General features: G+C 73.1%; 15 protein-coding genes and 1 pseudogene. 2 read left to right on the top strand and 14 right to left on the bottom strand.

The window, feature by feature from the left end; all coding sequences use genetic code 11:
* Window positions 1–329: 329 nt before the first annotated feature.
* From E1212_RS23050 to E1212_RS23035, 4 genes are all read right to left on the bottom strand, one after another.
* Window positions 330–935, bottom strand: coding sequence for a response regulator transcription factor (locus tag E1212_RS23050; protein WP_131986818.1), 606 nt, complete (start codon window positions 933–935; stop codon window positions 330–332).
* A gap of 7 nt (window positions 936–942) precedes the next feature.
* Entirely contained in the window at window positions 943–2,103 is a 1,161-nt protein-coding gene (locus E1212_RS23045) for a sensor histidine kinase (protein WP_162605597.1), read from the bottom strand.
* A 23-nt stretch (window positions 2,104–2,126) separates the two neighbouring features.
* Window positions 2,127–2,480 carry a hypothetical protein gene (locus E1212_RS23040; protein ID WP_131986814.1) on the bottom strand — a complete coding sequence of 118 codons (354 nt, stop codon included), beginning with the start codon at window positions 2,478–2,480 and terminating at the stop codon, window positions 2,127–2,129.
* A 68-nt stretch (window positions 2,481–2,548) separates the two neighbouring features.
* Window positions 2,549–3,493, bottom strand: coding sequence for a S1C family serine protease (locus E1212_RS23035; protein WP_131986812.1), 945 nt, complete (start codon window positions 3,491–3,493; stop codon window positions 2,549–2,551).
* A gap of 121 nt (window positions 3,494–3,614) precedes the next feature.
* Between E1212_RS23035 and E1212_RS23030 the strand changes: the two genes are divergently transcribed.
* Entirely contained in the window at window positions 3,615–4,271 is a 657-nt protein-coding gene (locus E1212_RS23030; protein ID WP_203417123.1) for a class I SAM-dependent methyltransferase, read from the top strand.
* On the opposite strand, the gene lysA is transcribed toward E1212_RS23030, so the two are convergent.
* The 3 genes from lysA to E1212_RS23015 are packed head-to-tail and all read right to left on the bottom strand — an operon-like array spanning window position 4,222 to window position 7,576.
* Window positions 4,222–5,631 (bottom strand): diaminopimelate decarboxylase, encoded by a 1,410-nt coding sequence (lysA, locus tag E1212_RS23025; RefSeq protein ID WP_131986808.1) that lies wholly within the window; start codon window positions 5,629–5,631, stop codon window positions 4,222–4,224. The two genes, E1212_RS23030 and lysA, sit on opposite strands and share 50 nt — an antisense overlap.
* A gap of 2 nt (window positions 5,632–5,633) precedes the next feature.
* Entirely contained in the window at window positions 5,634–7,292 is a 1,659-nt protein-coding gene (gene argS, locus E1212_RS23020) for an arginine--tRNA ligase (RefSeq protein WP_131986806.1), read from the bottom strand.
* A complete protein-coding gene (locus E1212_RS23015; RefSeq protein ID WP_131986804.1) occupies window positions 7,289–7,576 on the bottom strand; it encodes a helix-turn-helix domain-containing protein in 288 nt (95 codons plus the stop codon). Before E1212_RS23015 ends, argS begins: the two co-directional genes overlap by 4 nt.
* Window positions 7,577–7,756: 180 nt before the next feature.
* Here E1212_RS23015 and E1212_RS23010 point away from each other — a divergent pair, with 180 nt between their 5' ends.
* The gene (locus tag E1212_RS23010; protein WP_131986802.1) at window positions 7,757–8,269 is read left to right on the top strand and encodes an Hsp20/alpha crystallin family protein; all 513 of its coding nucleotides are present in this window, start codon (window positions 7,757–7,759) and stop codon (window positions 8,267–8,269) included.
* A 500-nt stretch (window positions 8,270–8,769) separates the two neighbouring features.
* On the opposite strand, the gene E1212_RS23005 is transcribed toward E1212_RS23010, so the two are convergent.
* The 7 genes and pseudogenes from E1212_RS23005 to E1212_RS22975 form a co-directional block, all read right to left on the bottom strand.
* Window positions 8,770–9,522, bottom strand: coding sequence for an SDR family NAD(P)-dependent oxidoreductase (locus E1212_RS23005; protein ID WP_203417122.1), 753 nt, complete (start codon window positions 9,520–9,522; stop codon window positions 8,770–8,772).
* Window positions 9,522–10,424: an ROK family protein gene (locus E1212_RS23000; protein ID WP_203417121.1), complete on the bottom strand. Its 903-nt coding sequence runs from the start codon at window positions 10,422–10,424 to the stop codon at window positions 9,522–9,524. Before E1212_RS23000 ends, E1212_RS23005 begins: the two co-directional genes overlap by 1 nt.
* A complete protein-coding gene (locus E1212_RS22995; RefSeq protein ID WP_203417120.1) occupies window positions 10,421–11,425 on the bottom strand; it encodes an ABC transporter ATP-binding protein in 1,005 nt (334 codons plus the stop codon). Before E1212_RS22995 ends, E1212_RS23000 begins: the two co-directional genes overlap by 4 nt.
* On the bottom strand, window positions 11,422–12,441 hold the full coding sequence (locus E1212_RS22990) for an ABC transporter ATP-binding protein (protein ID WP_131986800.1): 1,020 nt from the start codon (window positions 12,439–12,441) through the stop codon (window positions 11,422–11,424). Before E1212_RS22990 ends, E1212_RS22995 begins: the two co-directional genes overlap by 4 nt.
* Window positions 12,438–13,256, bottom strand: coding sequence for an ABC transporter permease (locus E1212_RS22985; RefSeq protein WP_420814416.1), 819 nt, complete (start codon window positions 13,254–13,256; stop codon window positions 12,438–12,440). Before E1212_RS22985 ends, E1212_RS22990 begins: the two co-directional genes overlap by 4 nt.
* A 74-nt stretch (window positions 13,257–13,330) precedes the next feature.
* A pseudogene (locus E1212_RS22980) lies at window positions 13,331–14,275 on the bottom strand (ABC transporter permease); the annotation flags it as partial.
* Between the two features lie 16 nt (window positions 14,276–14,291).
* Window positions 14,292–15,869, bottom strand: coding sequence for an ABC transporter substrate-binding protein (locus tag E1212_RS22975; protein WP_131986794.1), 1,578 nt, complete (start codon window positions 15,867–15,869; stop codon window positions 14,292–14,294).

Raw genomic sequence — 15,869 nt, 5'->3', positions numbered from 1 at the left:
TAGCCAGACTCCCCCCGTCCCCCTGATAGCTGCCCGTTCTTAGACCGCGAAGCCGCGGGTCAAGCGGACCCCCAAGGCGCGCAGCGCCCACCGGTCCGCTTGAGGCGCGGATTCGCGGCTAAGAGAATGGGCAGCAGGGGGACGGGGGAAACCCCACCCGACCCCACGAACCTCAATGTGACACAGGTCACATCGAGGTACTCGTCATACCCGGACAAGGACCTCGTCTTGGCGGATAGGGGGGCGGGGCTCCGCCCCGCATCGAGGGTCTCGCCACCGGGGCGGCGGGCCGGCGATGCGGGTCGGAGCCTCCGTTCTGTCCGGACCGCTCACAGCCAGCCGTTCTGCTCGGCCACCCGGACCGCCTCGACCCGGTTGCGGGTGCCGGTCTTGCCGATGGCGCTGGACAGGTAGTTCCGCACCGTGCCCTCGGACAGGTAGAGCCGGGCGGCCACGTCGGCCACCGACGAGCCGTCACGCGTCGCGCGCAGGACGTCGGCCTCGCGCGGGGTGAGCGGCGACGGGCCGGCGGCGAGGGACTCGACCGCGAGTGCGGGGTCGACCACGCGCAGGCCGGAGTGGACCCGGCGGATGGCGTCGGCGAGCTGTTCGGCGGGGCTGTCCTTGACGACGAACCCGCAGGCGCCGGCCTCGATGGCCCGCCGCAGGTAGCCGGGCCGGCCGAAGGTCGTCACCACCAGCACCCGGCACGACGGTAGCTGCTCCCGCAGTACCGCCGTCGCCGCGATGCCGTCGAGGCCGGGCATCTCGACGTCCACGAGGGCGACGTCCGGCCGGGCGACCAGCGCGGCGGACACGACCTCGTCGCCGCGGGCGACCTCGGCGACGACCTCGAGGTCGGGCTCCAGCGACAGCAGCGCCGCCATCGCGCCACGGACCAGCGCCTGGTCGTCGGCGAGCAGCAAGCGGATCACGTGGCCATCATCGCGGCCCCGGACCACCCACTCGCGCCACGACGCGCCAGCCGCCGTCGCCGCCGGGCCCCGCGACCAGCGTGCCGCCCGCGCCCTCGACCCGCTCCCGCAGTCCCACCAGCCCGGACGACGCCGACTCCCCCGGAGCCGCGCCGACGGCGCCGTCGTTCCAGATCTCGATGGTGTCGACGGCGACGGTGACCCGGCAGTAGTGCGCGTGGCTGTGCCGGACGACGTTGGTGACGGCCTCGCGCAGCACCCAGCCGAACAGCTCGCTCCACTGCGCCGGGACGTGGTCGACGGCGCGCGGCAGGTCCGCCGTCACGCCCGCCGCTTCGAGCACGGTCGCGGCACGGACCAGCTCGGACGTCAGCGTGACCTCGCGGTAGCCGGCGACAGTGCCGCGCACGTCCCTGAGCGCCTCGCGCAGCAGCCCCTCGACCTCGCGCAGCTCGGCCTTGGCGCGGTCGTCGTCGCTGTCGACGAGGCGCCGGGCCAGCTGCGCCTTCACCGTCGCGGCGGTGAGGCTGTGGCCGACGACGTCGTGCAGGTCGCGGGCGAAGCGCAGCCGCTCCTGCTCGACCGCCATGGACGCGATCTGCTCCTGTGCCCGGGTCAGGCGCTGGTTGGTGTCGCGCAGCCGGAAGATCGCGTCGGTGGCCCACGACGATCCGAGGATCGCCACGAGGAACCAGGCGTTGACCTCCCATTCCAGGCCCAGTGACCACGGCACGGCCACGACGGCGACGCAGATGCTGCCTATGGTGGCCCACGCCTCGCGACGGCCCATGAGGACGAGCGCGGCCTGGCTCAGCACGAACCACACGACCACGCCGTTCTCGCCGGCGAAGCCGACCACCAGCGCACCCAGGACGCTCAGCCCGATGAAGCCGAATCGGCGGATCGAGCACGGCACCGGGTCGCCGCTCCGCCGGGCCACGGCCGCGCGGGTGAACACGTAGTAGAACGCGGCGACGAACCCCGCCAGCGACACGTAGCCCGCGATCGCCCAGCCCGGCGGGTAGTGGTGCTGGTAGATGCCGGCCGCGGTGGGGGCCAGGACGACGGCCCACACCAGCGCGGCGACCAGCGGCAGCCGCCGCTCGCCGTCGCGGGCGAACGGCGAGGCCGTCGGGGCCGAGGGCTTTTCGGCCGGGGCGGAAGGCATCGTCGTCACGGTAGCGCTCATCGTCACCGCTCCGCCCGGCCGTAGTGCCGGCGGACCAGCGCGGCGAGCACCACGGTCCACGCCACCGGCGTCAGCACGCCGCGCAGCACGACGGCGAACACCAGGGTCGCGGCCAGCATGCCGAGCACCAGCGCGACGACGCTCTTGGTCGGCGCGTAGGACAGCGGGCGCAACGGCGGCAGCCGCAGCTCGCGGGTCCAGCCGGCGTGCCGCTCCTGCGAGACCCGGCCGCCGGCGGACACCGTCGAGGCCAGGCCGGCGAGACCCGCCCGATCGAGCACGTCGGCGACCGGCAGCGGGTGCGGGTGCAGCGCGGCCAGCCGGACCGCGTACGGAGCAGTGGGGCGTTCGGTCATGCCTCCAGCGTCCGCCCGCGGGGGCGAACGCAGAGGTCACGGCCGTCCGGTCCTGACCATGACAGTTGTCACGCCTGGTCCGCGAGCTCCACCGGCCGGGCGATGACGTCGACCATGGCGCCGTTGCGGAACGTGGTGATGGGCAGCGGCACGTCGATGGCGTCGGCGAACATGCGCCGCTGCAGTGCCTGCGCGTCGTCGACCGGCTCGCCACCGACGGTGATGACCAGGTCGCCCGGCCGCAGCCCGGCCACCTCCGCCGGGCTGTTCGGCTCGACGTGGACGATGCGCACGCCCTTGGTGCGCCCGATGCGCTCGGCCAGCGACGGCGGCACCGGCGCGGGCGACGTGGCGACTCCCAGGAACGCGCGGCGCACCCGGCCCTCGCGCAGCAGCGTCGTGACGATGCGGGTCGTGGTCGCGTTGATCGGCACCGCCAGGCCCAGTCCGACCCCGGCGACGGCGGTGTTGATGCCCACGACCTTCGCGTGCGAGTCGGCCAGCGCCCCGCCGGAGTTGCCCGGGTTCAGCGCGGCGTCGGTCTGGATGACGTCCTCGATGATGCGCACGGTGCGCCCGCTCTGCGCCGGCATCGACCGCCCGAGCGCGCTGACCACGCCCGCCGTCACCGACCCCGACAGCCCCAGCGGGCTCCCGACGGCGACCACCAGCTGCCCGACGATGAGCTCGTCGGCGTCGCCGAGCGTGGCCGGCGGCGGGGTGTCGCCGTCGGCGCGCACGACGGCGAGATCGGACAGCCGGTCGCGGCCGATGACGGTGTAGCCGACCTCGGTGCCGTCGGCGAACGCGGCCGTCCCGCGCGACGACGAGCCGACGACATGTGCGTTGGTCAGCAGGAACCCGTCGCCGGTGAACACCACCGCCGAGCCCGTGCCGACGATGCCCGTGCGGCCGCGCCGCTCCCCCGTGACCGCCAGGCTCGCGACGGACGGCAGCAGCGTGCGCGCGACGCCGGTCACCACTTGCGAATACGCGTCCAGCTCGTCGGCCATGGCGCACCTCCCACGTTCGAGATGCAGGGGTCAACGCCGGGTACCGCGCACGCTACTCCCGTGTCCGCCGTGGGCGGACACGCCGCCGGTCAGCGCATCGACGCCCGCGAGGATGGGGGTCATGAACACCCGCTTCGACGACGTCGCCGACGACCTGCGCACCGCCTACGCCGGCGGGGCGGAGCATCGCGACGCCATCGCCAAGACGCCGTGGAAGCTGGCCGAACGGGCCGCGTTCCTCGACCGGCTGCGGTCGGCCGGCGCCCGGACGCTGGTCGAGATCGGCGCCGGCACCGGCCAGGACGCGCTGTTCTTCCAGCAGAGCGGCCTCGACGTGATCGCGACCGACCTCACGGCCGAGATGGTCGCCGCCTGCGCGGCGAAAGGCCTCGACGCGCGGGTCATGAGCGTGCTCGCGCCGGACCTGCCGGCGGAGTCCTTCGACGCGGCGTACGCGCTGAACTGCCTGCTGCACGTGCCGGACGCCGACCTGCCCGCGGCGCTGGCGTCGGTGCGCTCGCTGCTGCGCCCGGACGGGCTGTTCTTCCTCGGCCTCTACGGCGGCGACGGCTCCGAGGGCGTGGTCGAGTGGGACCGGCACGACCCGCCCCGGTTCTTCTCGTGGCGCACCGACGCACAGCTGCTCGCCGCTGCCGGCGAGCACTTCGACGTGGTCGACTTCCACCGGGTGCCGCTCGATCCGGAGGGGTGGTTCCAATCGTTGACCCTCAGCCGACGTCGAGGGCGAGGAGGTCGTCCTCGGTCTCGCGGCGCATGATCAGCCGGGCCTGGCCGTCGCGGACGGCGAGGACGGCGGGGCGCGGCTGGTGGTTGTAGTTGCTGGCCATGCTGCGGCAGTAGGCGCCTGTGCCCGGGACCGCCACGAGGTCACCGGGGGCGATGTCGCCGGGCAGGAACTCGTCCTTGACGACGATGTCGCCGCTCTCGCAGTGCTTCCCGACCACCCGCGACAACACCGGCGGGGCCGACGACGCGCGCGACGCCAGCGTGCAGGAGTAGTCGGCGTCGTAGAGAGCGGTGCGGATGTTGTCGCTCATGCCGCCGTCGACGGCCACGTACCGGCGCGAGGCGCCGCCGTCGAGCGGGACGGACTTGACCGTGCCGACCTCGTAGAGCGTGAACGTCGACGGGCCGGCGATGGAGCGACCGGGCTCCACGCTGAGCCGCGGCACCGCGAGACCGTAGCCGGCGCACTCGTGCTCGATGATCTCGGCCATGCCCGCGGCCAGGACGGCGGGTGGCTGCGGGTCGTCCTGGCTGGTGTAGGCGATGCCGAAGCCGCCACCGAGGTCGAGCTCGGCCAGCTCGAGCCGGTGCTCGTCGCGGATGTCGGCCTGCAGCCGCAGCACCCGGCGGGCCGCGACCTCGAAGCCGGCGGTGTCGTAGATCTGCGAGCCGATGTGCGAGTGCAGGCCGAGCAGTCGCAGCGACGGCGACTTCAGCACGGCCCGGACCGCCTCGGCGGCCTCGCCCGAGGCGATGGAGAAGCCGAACTTCTGGTCCTCGTGCGCGGTGGCGATGTACTCGTGCGTGTGTGCCTCGACGCCGACCTTCGTGCGCACGAGCACGTCGGCGCGGACGTCGCGGGCCGCCGCAAGCGTGGCCAGCCGGTCGATCTCTTCGAAGGAGTCGAGCACGACGCGCCCGACGCCGGCGTCGAGCGCCCGCACCAGCTCGGAGACGGTCTTGTTGTTGCCGTGCAGGCCGATACGCGCTGCCGGGAACCCGGCCCGCAGCGCCACGGCCAGCTCGCCGCCGGAGCAGACGTCGAGGTTGAGGCCCTCGTCGGCGATCCAGCGCGCCGTCGCGACGGACAGGAACGCCTTGCCGGCGTAGAAGACGTCGGCCCCGCCCAGGACGGCGCCGAAGGCCTCGCGGAACGCCCGTGCCCGCGAGCGGAAGTCAGACTCGTCGACGACGTAGAGCGGCGTGCCGAACTCGGTGGCCAGCTCTTTCACCGACAGGCCGCCGACCCGCAGGACGCCGTCGTCGTCGCGCTCGACCCCGTGGGCCCAGAGGCCGGGGAAGAGGGCGTTGACGTCCTCGGGCTCGCGCAGCCAGGACGGTCCGCGGTGGCCGGCCTCCGCGTGCAGGGCGCCGGCTTCGTGTGCGCGCATGGTTACATCCGATCCGGTGCGTCGACGCCGAGCAGTCCGAGGCCGTTGGCCAGGACCACCTGGGTGGCCTCGACCAGCCAGAGCCGTGCACGGTGCACGTCGGTGGCCGTTTCGTCGCCCATGGGCAGCACTCGGCAGACGTCGTAGAACTTGTGGAAGGTCGAGGCGGTGTCCTCGAGGTAGCGGGCGACGCGGTGCGGCTCGCGCAACTCGGCCGCCGTGGCGATGACGCGCGGGAACTCGGCCAGCGCGCCCAGCAGGAGCGACTCGCGCTCGTGGTCGAGCAGCTCGGGCCGCAGCTCGCCCTTGTCGACACCCAGCTCGGCGGCGTTGCGCAGGATGGACGCGAGCCGGGCGTGGGCGTACTGCACGTAGTAGACCGGGTTGTCCGGCGCGTGCTTGGTGATCTGGGCGACGTCGAGGGTCAGCGGCGACTCGGCGGGGTACCGGCACAGCGAGTAGCGCAGGGCGTCGACGCCGGCCGCCTCGACGACCTGGCCGAGCGTGAGCATGGTGCCGGCCCGCTTCGACAGCCGCAGCTCCTGGCCGTCCTGCACGATCTTCACGAGCTGGCCGATGGGGATCTCGATGTTCTTCTCGGGGTCGTCGCCCGCGCACGCCGCCAGCGCCTTGAGCCGGCCGATGTAGCCGTGGTGGTCGGCGCCCAGCAGGTAGACGCAGATGTCGAAGCCGCGCTCGCGCTTGTCGATGTAGTAGGCGGCGTCGGCGGCGAAGTAGGTGTACTCGCCGTTGCTGCGCCGCAGCACGCGGTCCTTGTCGTCGCCGAAGTCGGTGGTGCGCATCCAGAGCGCGCCGTCGGCCTCGAACAGGTGGCCCTGCTGCCGCAGCACGTCGAGGGCGTGCTCGACCCGGCCGCCGTCGTGCAGGCTGCGCTCGGAGTACCAGACGTCGAAACGGGTGCGGAACTGCTCGAGCTGGGCCTGCTGCTCGGCCAGCTGCAGCCGGTAGCCGTCCTCGCGGAACCGGGCCAGCTGCTCGTCGCGGGGCAGCTCGAGGATGCCGGGGTCGGCATTGACGATGGCCGTGGCGAGCTCGTTGACGTACTCGCCGTGGTAGCCGTCCTCGGGCACCGCCTCGCCGAGCGCGCGGGCCATGATGGAGGCGCCGAACTTGTCCATCTGGCCACCGCGGTCGTTGATGTAGAACTCGCGGGTGACGGCGGCGCCCGCGGCCTCGAGCACCCGGGCCAGGGCGTCGCCGACGGCGGCCCAGCGCACGTGGCCGAGGTGCAGCGGACCGGTGGGGTTGGCCGAGATGAACTCGACGTCGATGGCGGTGCCGGCCAGTGCGTCGCCCCGGCCGTAGGTCGCGCCCGCCTCGACGACGGTGCGGGCCAGCTCACCCTGGGCGGCCGCCGACACGGTGATGTTGAGGAAGCCCGGCCCGGCGATGTCGACCGCCTCGATGCCGCCGACCTGGCGCAGGCGCGCGGCGAGCAGCTCGGCCAGCGCCCGCGGGTTGGTGCCCGCCTTCTTCGCCAGCTGGAGCGCGACGTTGGTGGCGTAGTCGCCGTGGTCGCGGTTGCGCGGTCGCTCGACGGTCACCTGGGTGGGCACGCCGTCGGGCAGGGCGAGGTCACCTGCGTCGACGGCGGCGGTGAGGACGTCGCGTACCGCGCTGGAGAGCTGTTCGGGGGTCACCGAGCAAGCGTAGCCAAATCGCCGGCCGGGATCCTCTCGGTATCAGTGGCGAGGCCGGCCAGCAGCTCGTCCAGCGACAGCCCGAGCACGTCGGCCACGGCGACGACGGTGAAGAAGGCCGGCGTGGGAATGCGGCCCCGCTCGATCTTGCGCAGCGTCTCGGGCGAGATGCCCGCCTGCGTGGCGACGTCGACGATGCTGCGCCGGGCCCGGGCCGCACGCAGCGCCCGGCCCAGCCGCTCGCCGCGTTCGCGCTCGTCGAGGGTCAGCGGGACTCGCACCATGCCCCAATACTAATACCGCTCGCGTGTGCGCACTCCGCGTCCACGATCTCTCGCGATCCGGCTCTTGCGGCCTTCTGGCCGCTGTGTTATAGAAAAAGTGTAGCGCATGCCATAGATCGCACGAGCGGTCTCATGGTCCACGAGGAGCATCTCTGTGTCTGTGCATGGGAGGTGGAACCGATGCTTATGCGCACCGATCCGTTCCGTGAGCTGGACCGTCTGACCCAGCAGATGTTGGGCACCAGGGGCACCCTCGCCCGTCCGGCCGTCATGCCGATGGACGCCTGGCGCGAGGGCGACCGGTTCGTCGTCGAGTTCGATCTGCCGGGCGTGGCCGTCGACTCGATCGACCTCGACGTCGAGCGCAACGTCGTGACCGTCAAGGCCGAGCGTCCCGCACCCGAGAACGACATGGAACTGATCGCCGCCGAACGACCACGCGGCGTCTTCAGCCGCCAGCTGGTGCTCGGCGACAACCTCGATCTCGAGCACATCACCGCGAACTACGACTCCGGTGTCCTGACGCTGCTCATCCCGGTCGCCGAGCAGGCGAAGCCGCGCAAGATCAACGTGACGTCGTCCGGCGACCACGGCCCGCAGGCCATCGACAGCGGCGCCGGCCCGGTCCTGAGCGGCACCGTCGAGGCTTCGTCGGCCGGGTCCGCCGCCGACAGGGACCCCGTTCCCGCCTGACCGAGGTGACGGCGATGCCTGCCACCTACACCGGTCTCGAGCCGGCGCGGGCCGGCGAGCGGTTCACCGACCAGGCGGTCATCGACGCGGAGTTCGCCGCACTGGTCGCGGCCGCCTGGCCCGCGGATCCGGACGTCGTCGCTCCGACCGGTTGCAGGCTGCTCGAACCGGGGCGTCCCCGACCCCGGCCGGAGGTTGCGCCGCGGCGCCCGCGCGGGGTACTGGGTCGCGCGCACAGGGAACGGTGCCGGTCCAGAGCACCTCCGGAACGCAGCCGGTCGGTGCGCCAGGACGAGAGGGAGGTGATGAGTCCGATCATCGACGAGACGGTGACGGCCGGCCCGGTCGGCGATGTCGCGCGCGTCATCACGGATCGAGACGCGCCACGCAGGACCTGGCGGAACGAGGTGGACTGACCCGCCGGCCGTCACACCGCTGAACCACGACTGGCCCGGCTCGGCCATGGACGGCCGAGCCGGGCGCCGGGTTGTCTCCCCACGTCACATCACCGCCAGCTGGCCGCCGTCGATCACGAGCTCCGTGCCGGTGACGAAGGCGGCGTCGTCGGAGGCGAGGAAGGCGTAGGCCCCCGCGACGTCCTCGGCCGAGCCGGCCCGGGCCAGCGGGATCCGGTCGCGTATGTACGCACCGACGAAGTCGTCGCCCGATCCGGCGGCGATCGCGGCGTTGAGCGGGGTGCGGATGTAGCCGGGGCACAGCGCGTTCACCCGGATGCGGTGCGTCCCCAGTTCGACGGCCATGGTGCGGGTGAGCAGCAGGACGCCGGCCTTGGTGGCGTTGTAGTGCGCGTAGTCCTCCTCGCCGCCGAGGCCGTTGGTCGAGGACATGTTGAGGATGACGCCGCCGCGCCCGCGTTCCACCATGCCCCGCGCGACGGCCTGGGCGACGAGGAAGGCGCCGCGCAGGTTGACGGCGACCACGCGGTCGAACGACGCGGCCGTGATGTCGAGGAACGGGGAGCGCTGCGCGACGCCGGCGTTGTTGACCAGGACGTCGATGCCGCCCAGCCAGGCGTCGGCGGCCGCCACCATCGAGCCGACCTCCTCCGAGCGGCTCACGTCGCAGTACCCGCCGCCCACCCCGAGCGAGGCCACCGTCGCGTCGACTGCAGCGGCGTCGTCCGCGCACACGAACACCCGCGCCCCCTCGGCCAGGAACCGCCGGGCGGTCGCCAGCCCGATGCCGCTGGTCCCGCCGGTCACCAGCACGCCCTTGCCGGCCAGGCCACGCACTACGCGAGCTCCCAGGCGAGCAGGCCGGCGCCCAGGCAGGCGGCCCGGTCGCCCAGCGCGGCCGCCGCGAGCGACGGCAGCCGCTGCAGGGTGAGCAGCTCGTCCAGCCGCCGGGCCAGCGGCACCAGCAGGTCGTCGCCGGCCAGCGACAGCCCGCCGCCGACGACCACCAGCTCCGGGCCGACCAGCGACGAGCCGATGGCCAGCGCCGTCGCCAGGTACTCGACCGCCTCGTGCCAGACCTGGCGGGCGACGGCGTCACCGCTGCGGGCCCGCGCGAGCACCTCGGCGGCGCCGTCGGTGGCCCGGCCGCTGCGCTCGCCGTAGCGCCGGGCGATGGCCGCGGCCGACGCCACGGTCTCGAGACACCCCTGGCCACCGCATGCGCACGGCTCACTACCGGCGACGCGAACGTGCCCGATCTCGCCCGCGTACCCGCCCGCCTCCAGCAGGTTCCCGTCCACGATCAGTGCCGCGCCGATCCCCGTCCCGATGGCGAGGAAGACCACGTCGTGGCGGTCGCGGGCCGCGCCCAGCCGCGACTCGGCCAGCGCGGCGACCCGGACGTCGTGCCCGAACGCGACCGGCAGCCCGGTGCGGGCGACGGCCAGCTCGGTGAACGGCACGTCGGCCCAGCCCAGGTTCTCCGAGAACACCGCCGTCCCGGTCTGCGCGTCGACCATGCCCGGCACCACCAGCCCGGCGGCCGTCGCGGTCCGCGCCCGCGGATGTGCCGCCAGCTCCTCGAGCGCGGTCAGCACGGACTTGACGACGGCGTCCGGGCCCAGGTGGCGGGCGGTCGGCCGTGACGTCTCGGCCAGCACGTTCATGGCCTCGTCGAGGACGGCGCCCTTCATGACGGTGCCGCCCACATCGAGCGCGATGACCGTCGCCGCGGTCACAGGCGGGGACCCGATCCGTCGGCCAGCACCAGGTGGCAGGCCACCGGGTGGCCGTCGGCGGCGCGCGGGACCAGAGCGGGGTCCTCCGTCCGGCAGACCGCCTCGGCGACCGGGCAGCGGGTGTGGAACCGGCAGCCCGGCGGCGGGTCGAGCGCGCTGGGCATGTCGCCGCTGAGCACCACCCGGGGCGTGGCCGCGGCGTCGGCGTGCAGCGGGGGGTCGGCCGACAGCAGCGCCTGCGTGTACGGATGCCGCGGGAGGGCGAACAGCTCGCTCGCCTTCGCCACCTCGACGATGCGCCCCAGGTACATGACGGCGATGCGGTCGCACATGAACTCCACGACGCTGAGGTCGTGGGAGATGAACAGGCAGGTGAACCCCAGGTCGGCCTGCAGGTCCTTGAGCAGGTTGAGGATCCCGGCCTGCACCGACACGTCCAGCGCCGACACCGGCTCGTCGGCGATGAGGACCGACGGGCGCAGGCTGAGCGCGCGCGCGATGCCGACCCGCTGGCGCTGCCCGCCGGAGAGCTCGTGCGGGTACCGGTGCCGCCAGGCCGCCGCGAGCCCGCACTGGTCGAACAGCCCGGTGACCCGCGCCTCCAGGTCGCGGCCACGGGCCACCCGGTGCAGCCGCAGCGGCTCGGCGACGATGTCGCCGATGGACATCCGCGGATCCAGCGACGAGTACGGGTCCTGGAACACCATCCGCAGCCGGCGGTGGACGGCGCGCAGCTCGCGCCCGCCGGCGCGGGAGATGTCGCGGCCCTCGAACTCCACCGTCCCGGCCGTCGGCGTCTGCAGCCGCAGCAGCACCTTGCCCAGCGTCGACTTGCCGCTGCCCGACTCCCCCACCAGGCCGAACGTCTCGCCCGCGGCCAGCTCGAGGTCGACGCCGTCGACGGCGCGCAGCACCGACCGGCGGCCGACGGAGCCGACCTGGAAATCCTTGACCAGGCCGCCGGCCCGCAGCACGGGACTCCCGGGGCTCTGCTGGCTCACCACGACTCCTCCGGGTGGAAGCAGGCCACCAGGCCGCCGCCGGCCGGCTCCAGCTCGGGCCGGACCCGGGTGCAGAGGTCGACGTCGCGGTGGCAGCGGGCCTGGAACGTGCACGCCGTCGCCGGCGCGGTCATGGTGGGCACCCGGCCGGGGATCTCGGCCAGCCGCCGCCCGCCCGCCTCGACGGACCCGCCCGGGCCGCCGGCCGCGGCCGACACCGCCGCAGACCGGGCCGCCTGCGGGGTCGAGGCGAGCAGCCGCGCGGTATACGGATGTCGCGGGGTGTCGAGGATGTCGCGGGTCGGGCCCTCCTCGACCTTGCGCCCGGCGTACATGATCGACACCCGGTCGGCCATCGTCGCGATGACGCCGAGGTTGTGCGTGATCAGCATGATCGCGAGGTCGACACGGTCGCGCAGGCTGCGCAGCAGGTCGAGGATCTGCGCCTGGACGGTGACGTCGAGCGCCGTCGTCGGCTCGTCGGCGATGAGCAGCTTGGGCTCGCAGGCGATCGCGATGGCGATCATGACGCGCTGGCGCATGCCGCCGGAGAGCTGGTGCGGGTAGGCCCGGCTGCGCCGCCCGGCGTCGGGAATGCCGACGAGGTCGAGCAGCTCGACGGCGCGGGCGGCGGCCGCCGTCCGGCCCAGGTCGCGGTGCCGGCGCAGCACCTCGCCGATCTGGCGGCCCACCGGCATGACGGGGTTGAGCGAGCTCATCGGCTCCTGGAAGATCATGCCGACCTCGCTCCCGCGCAGCCGGCGCAGCTCGCCCGGCGGCAGGGTGAGCAGGTCGCGCCCGCCGAGCCGCACCCCGCCGCCGCGCACCGACGCGCTGCCCGGCAGCAGGCCCATGATCGAGAGCCCGAGCGTGCTCTTGCCGCAGCCGGACTCGCCGACGACGCCGACGATCTCGCCCGGCTCGACCCGCAGCGACACGTCGTCGAGCGCGAGCACCTCGCCGTCGTCGGAGCGGAACCCGACGGAGAGGCCGTCCACCTCGAGTACCGGGGTCATCGTGCCCTCCGTGGGTCCAGGGCGTCGCGAGCGCCGTCGCCGAGCAGGTTGAAGCCGAGCGCCGCCACGAAGATCGCCAGGCCCGGGAACACCGCCAGCCACGGTGCCTGCGCGGTGTACGCCTGGGCGGCCGTGAGCATGACCCCCCACGACGGTGTCGGCGGCTGCACCCCGAGGCCGAGGAACGACAGCATCGACTCGGTGATGATCGCGAACGGCATCAGCACAGTGACCTGCACGATCAAGGTGTTGACGATGTTCGGCAGGACGTGCCGTCCGAGGATGCGGGCGCTGCCGGCACCGTCGGCCACCGATGCGGCGATGTAGTCCTCCTCGCGCACCGCGAGCGCCTCGCCGCGGACCACCCGGATGAGCATGGGCACCTGCGAGATGCCGATGGCGATCGCCGCGTTGACCATCGACGGCCCGAAGATCGCGGTCAGCCCGACGGCCAGGACGATGAACGGGAACGCCAGCCCGGTGTCGGTCAGCCGCATGACGACGGTGTCCAGCCGGCCGCGGAAGTACCCGGCCATCAACCCCAGCGGCAGCGCCACCAGCAGCGCGAGCAGCGTCGCCAGCACGCTCACCTGCAACGACGTCCGGCTGCCCCAGATGATGCGCGAGGCGACGTCGCGGCCGAGCTCGTCGGTGCCGAGCCAGTGCGCACCGGATGGCCCCGTGAGCGCCGGCGTGCCGGTGATCTCCTCGGGCCCGAACGGCGCCAGCACCGGCGCCAGCAGGGCGACCAGCACCACCCCGCCCACGAGGACGAGCCCGATGCGGCCGGTGCGGTGCCCGGCGATGCGGCGCAGGACGCCGCGGCGCCGGACGACCCGCTCGGTGGTGGTGTCGACGGCGGTCACGGCGGTCACGCTGCCCTCGCCTCCAGCCGGACTCGGGGGTTCAGGACGGTGTAGAGCACGTCGACCAGCAGGTTGACGACGATGTAAGCGACGGCGGCGAGCAGGGTGACGGCCTGGATCACCGGGTAGTCGCGAGTGGCGACGGCGTCGATGATCAGCTTGCCGAAGCCCGGGATGAGGAAGATCTGCTCCGTCACCACCGAGCCGGCGATCAGCAGGCCCAGCTGCAGGCCCAGGATCGTCGTGACCGTCAGCAGGCTGTTGCGCAGCGCGTGCCGCACCACCACCGACCACTCGGACAGCCCTTTGGCGCGTGCCGTGCGGATGAAGTCCGCGCTCAGGGTCTGCACCATCGACGACCTCGTCTGCCGCATGATCACCGCCGAGAGCCCCATCCCGAGGACCACCGACGGCAGCACCAGGTGCTGCAGGTTCGCCACCGGGTCGTCGGCGAACGCCACGAACCCCGACGCCGGGAAGATCCCGAACTGCACCGCGAAGACCGCGATGAGGATCAGGCCGACCCAGAAGTTCGGCACCGACATCCCGGTCAGCGTGAGGGCGTTGCCGAGGTGGTCGGGCCAGCGGCCCCGGTACACGGCCGCCAGCACGCCGATCGGGATGCCCACCAGCATGGCGATCAGCAGGCTGCAGGCCGCCAGCTGGAGGGTCACCGGGACCCGGTCGGCCACCATGTCAGCCACCGGCAACGACGTGCGGATCGACTGCCCGAAGTCGCCTTGCAGCACCTGGCCGAGCCAGGCGACGTACTGTGCGGGGAGCGGCTGGTCCAGCCCGTAGCGCTCGCGGATGGCCGCCAGCAGCTCCGGGTCGCGCGCACCCTCCTGCCCGGCCAGCGCCAGGGCCGGATCGCCGGGCAGGGCGTGCGCGCCGATGAACACCACCACCGAGGCCAGCAGGAGGGTGACGATGGCCCAGCCCGCTCTCCTCATCACGTACGCGGTCATCGACCCGTCCTTCCGGTCACTCCGAGACCGACACTCCCTTGAGCCGGATCAGCCCGTCCGGGACCAGCTGCAGGCCCTGGACGGTGTCGCGCCAGCCGGTCAGGAGGTTCGGGTTCATCAGGACGATCTCGCTGTGTCGCGCCCGGGCCAGGTCCCACGCCGCCGCGTAGGCAGAGGCGCGCTCGGCCGGGTCGTTGACGCTGCGCGCGGCCTCGATGGCGGCGTCGATCTCAGGGTCGGACGCCCCGCCGAAGTTCTGCCCGCCGTCGGTGTGCTCGAAGGTGGCGAAGTTGCCGTCCGGGTCGGCCCGGCCGGACCACGTCAGCACGACGGCGTCGAACGCGCCCGCGGCGGCGTCGTCGATGAGGGTGCCGACCTCCGTGGGCCGGACGTTCACCTCGAAGCCGGCCTCGGCGGCCTGCGCCTGGATCAGCTCGCCGCGCCGGGTGCTGAGGGTGTTGTTGAGCAGCACCAGGTCGATCGCGACCGGTGTCGCCGCGCCCGCCTCGGCCAGCAGGTCCTGGGCCGCCTGCGGGTCGCGCTCGGTGCACTCGAGGTCGTCGAGGTGGTACGGGCTCGCGCCCGGGAACGGCTGGCAGCTGGTGGAGTGCAGGCCGCCGTAGACGGTGTCGTTGATCTCCTGGCGATCCAGCGCCAGCTCGAACGCCTCGCGCACCCGCACGTCGGCGAACGGCCCGTCGACGGTGTTGAGCATGAGAGTGTCGAAGCCCAGCGACGGCAGGGTGTCGACGGTGATGCCGTCAGCGCTCTCGAGCTGGGCGTACTCCGTGGTCGGGATGCGGTCGATGACGTCGATCTCACCGGAGCGCAGGTTCGCCACGCGGACGGTGTCGTCGAGGATCGGGCGCATGATCACCCGGTCGATGTGGATCTGGTCCGCGTCGTAGTACAGGTCGGACTTCTCCAGGACGATGCGGTCGCCGACCACGCGCTCGGTCAGCGTGAACGGACCGACGCAGGACGGGTCCTGGGTGAAGTCCTCGCCCAGGTCCTCGAGCTTGGCCGGCGACATGATCATGCCGGAGCGGTCGGCCAGGATCGCCGTCAGCGGCGCATAGGGCTGCGCGAGCGCGATCTCGACCGTCATCGGGTCGGCGACGCGGACCTCGCTCACCGGGGCCAGCTCACCCGCGCGGGCCGAGCCCTCGGTCTCGCGGTGCCGGTCGAGCGAGGTCTTCACGGCCTCGGCGTCGAACGGCTCGCCGTCGTTGAACTGCACGCCCTCGCGCAGTGGGATCGTCACCGTCAGCCCGTCGGCCGACACCGTGGGCAGCTCGGCCGCCAGCTGGGGCACGATCTCCAGCTCGGGGCTGAGGTCGTAAAGCTTCTCGCACATGTGCATGAACACGTAGCGGCCGCCGAAGGTCTGGCCGAACGTGGGGTCGAGCGTGTCCGCGTCCTCCACCATGGAGATCGTGATCTCGGCCGAGCCGTCCGCGCCGCCACCGGAGCCCTCTCCGGAGCCGTCGTCGTCGCCCGAGCCGCCGCAGGCCGCCAGGACGATCAGCGCCACCGCGGACGAGCCGCACACCCGCCACCGGCGACGGGCGCCGGTGCTTCGATGAGTACGCAT

The sequence above is a fragment of the Jiangella ureilytica genome (assembly GCF_004348545.1).
GTDB classification, from domain to species: Bacteria; Actinomycetota; Actinomycetes; order Jiangellales; family Jiangellaceae; genus Jiangella; species Jiangella ureilytica.
Note: the sequence above shows the minus strand (reverse complement) of the source record. Positions and strands in the feature narration are given on the sequence as shown.

Coding starts and splice junctions, on each gene's coding strand:
- E1212_RS23010 (WP_131986802.1), top strand. CDS start 7,757: ATGCTTATGCGCACCGATCCGTTCCGTGAGCTGGACCGTCTGACCCAG.
- E1212_RS22975 (WP_131986794.1), bottom strand. CDS start 15,869: ATGCGTACTCATCGAAGCACCGGCGCCCGTCGCCGGTGGCGGGTGTGC.
- E1212_RS23035 (WP_131986812.1), bottom strand. CDS start 3,493: ATGGCCGACGAGCTGGACGCGTATTCGCAAGTGGTGACCGGCGTCGCG.
- E1212_RS23045 (WP_162605597.1), bottom strand. CDS start 2,103: ATGCCTTCCGCCCCGGCCGAAAAGCCCTCGGCCCCGACGGCCTCGCCG.
- E1212_RS23015 (WP_131986804.1), bottom strand. CDS start 7,576: ATGGTGCGAGTCCCGCTGACCCTCGACGAGCGCGAACGCGGCGAGCGG.
- E1212_RS22990 (WP_131986800.1), bottom strand. CDS start 12,441: ATGACCCCGGTACTCGAGGTGGACGGCCTCTCCGTCGGGTTCCGCTCC.
- E1212_RS23040 (WP_131986814.1), bottom strand. CDS start 2,480: ATGACCGAACGCCCCACTGCTCCGTACGCGGTCCGGCTGGCCGCGCTG.
- lysA (WP_131986808.1), bottom strand. CDS start 5,631: ATGCGCGCACACGAAGCCGGCGCCCTGCACGCGGAGGCCGGCCACCGC.
- E1212_RS23030 (WP_203417123.1), top strand. CDS start 3,615: ATGAACACCCGCTTCGACGACGTCGCCGACGACCTGCGCACCGCCTAC.